A 2,655-nucleotide genomic window follows, 5' to 3' on the forward strand; every position below is an offset into this window, starting at 1 on the left:
TCTTCACCGGCCGGGGGAACACGCCGCGCCGGGTCGACCTGCCGACGTACGCCTTCCAGCGCCGCCGGTACTGGCTCGACGCGAGGTCCGGGCGCAGGGAGCAGACCGGTGGTTCACCGGTGGACGGCTGGCGCTACCGGGTGGTGTGGCGCCCGATGCCGGATGCGTCCGACACGGCTGAACTCACCGGCGACTGGCTGCTGTTGCTGCCTGCCGGTCACGAGAGCCGGCCTCTCGTACGTGACGTCGTCCGGGCTCTGGAGAGCGGGCACGGTGCCGTACGGCAGGTCGTGCTCGACACCGCCGTGGCCGACCGGGAGCGTTTTGCCAAGCAACTGCGTGATGCGCGCGCGGAGTTCGACGCCCCGGTGACTGGCGTGCTATCGCTGCTCGCGGACGCCGACGGTGAGGAGGAGGCCGGTACGGTCGCCCCGACCCTGGCGCTCGTCCAGGCGCTCGGCGACGCGGGCGTCGAGGCTCCCCTCTGGTGCGCCACCCAGGGTGCGGTCACCACCGGCGGCTCCGACCCGCTCGCCCACCCCGCCCAGGCGCAGGTCTGGGGCCTGGGGCAGGTCGCGGCTCTCGAACACCCCGACCGTTGGGGCGGGCTGGTCGACCTGCCCGAACAGCTCGACGAGCGCGGCGGCGCACACCTGCGTGCCGTACTGGCCGCGGCGCCCGGCAGCGAGGACCAGGTGGCGGTCCGCGAGGCCGGTGTCCTCGCGCGCCGACTGACCCGGGCGGCAGGCAGCAGCGGTACGGGCTGGCAGCCGCGCGGCACGGTCCTGATCACCGGCGGCACCGGCGCGCTCGGCGCACACGTGGCGCGCTGGGCCTCCGAGAACGGCGCCGAGCACCTCGTCCTCGCCAGCCGGCGCGGCGGCGAGGCCCCCGGGGCCACCGCCCTGGGCGACGAACTCGCCGCGCTCGGCGTCACGGTGACCTTCGCGGCCTGTGATGTGAGCGACCCCGAGTCGGTGCGCGCCCTGGTCGCCGAGCACCCGGGCCTCACCGCGGTCGTGCACACCGCCGGCAGCCTCGACGACGGCGTACTGGACCACCTCTCCGCCAACCGCCTCGACCATGTCCTGCGTCCGAAGGCCACCGCCGCGGCGCTTCTCGACCGGTACACGCGTCACCTGGACCTGGACGCGTTCGTCCTGTTCTCCTCGGCGGCCGCCACCTTCGGCAACGAGGGCCAGGCCAACTATGCGGCCGCGAACGCCCACTTGGACGCGCTGGCACAGCGGCGGCACGCGTTGGGGCTGCCCGCCACCTCCGTGGCTTGGGGGGCCTGGGCGGACTCCGGTATGGCGACAGGGCACGCGGCGGCGGAGCAGTTGCACCGCAGCGGGTTCCCCCCGATGTCCCCGGACCTCGCGCTCACCGCGCTGGCCCAGGCCGTCGGCCACGGCACTCCGGCCGTGACCGTCGCCGACATCGACTGGGCCCGCTTCGTACCGGCGTACACCGCCGCCCGTCCCAGCCCGCTGATCTCCGACCTGGCGGACGTACGGGATCTGCGGGCGGCGGCCGGGCCGGCCGTGTCCGGCGGAGCGCAGCGCGCCGAGGAGTCGTCGCTGGCCGGGCAGCTGGCCGCGCTGACGGCGCCGCAGCGGGAGGAGCTGGTGCTGGAATTGGTGCGTACACAGGCGGCGTTGGTGCTCGGCCACGCCGGACCGCAGTCGGTGGCTCCGAACCGCGCGTTCAAGGAGCTCGGCTTCGACTCGCTCGGCGCGGTCCAGCTGCGCAACCGGCTCAACGCGGCCACCGGGCTGCGGCTGACCACCAGCGTGATCTTCGACTACCCGACGGCGACCGAGCTCGCCCGCCATGTGCTGGGCGAGTTCCCCGGCCTCGGAGGCGACACCGCCGCGGCCGGGCAGATGGCCACTCCCGGTGCGCCGGTGGCCGACGACGACCCGATCGCGATCGTGGCCATGAGCTGCCGCTTCCCGGGCGGGATCCGGACGCCCGAGCAGCTGTGGGCGCTGCTGGCGGCGGGCGGCGACGCGGTCGCGCCGTTCCCCGCCGACCGCGGCTGGGACCTGGAGGCGCTCTACGACGCCGACCCGGACCGTTCCGGCACGTCGTATGTGCGCGAAGGGGCCTTCCTCCAGGGCGTGAGCGAGTTCGACGCGGCCTTCTTCGGCATCAACCCGCGCGAGGCCCTGGCCATGGACCCGCAGCAGCGGCTGCTGCTGGAGACCTCCTGGGAGGCCCTCGAGCGGGCCGGCATCGACCCGAAGTCCCTGCGCGGCAGCAAGGCCGGCGTCTTCGTCGGCAGCAACGGGCAGGACTACGCCACCCTGCTCCGGCAGGTGCCGGAGAGCGTCGAGGGCTACCTCGGTACGGGTATCGCGGGCAGCGTGGCGTCGGGCCGCGTGGCATACACCCTGGGTCTTGAGGGCCCGGCCGTCACCGTCGACACCGCCTGCTCGTCCTCGCTGGTCGCCCTGCACATGGCCGCCCAGTCCCTGCGCTCCGGCGAATGCTCGCTCGCCCTCGCGGGCGGTGTGACGGTCATGTCGACTCCCGAGGTCTTCGTGGAGTTCAGCCGTCAGCGGGGACTCGCTCCGGACGCCCGGGTCAAGGCCTTCGCCGAGGCCGCCGACGGCACCGGCTGGGGCGAGGGCGTCGGCATGCTGCTGCTGG

Annotated in this window: 1 protein-coding gene; it reads left to right on the forward strand. The window is 74.4% G+C overall.

Features of this window, described 5'->3' with window-relative positions; genetic code table 11:
- A partial coding sequence (locus tag IE172_RS34125) for a type I polyketide synthase (protein WP_229886749.1) occupies nucleotides 1–2,655 on the forward strand: 2,655 nt, incomplete at both ends.

Source organism: Streptomyces griseoflavus (assembly GCF_014649995.1).
Taxonomy (GTDB): domain Bacteria; phylum Actinomycetota; class Actinomycetes; order Streptomycetales; family Streptomycetaceae; genus Streptomyces; species Streptomyces griseoflavus.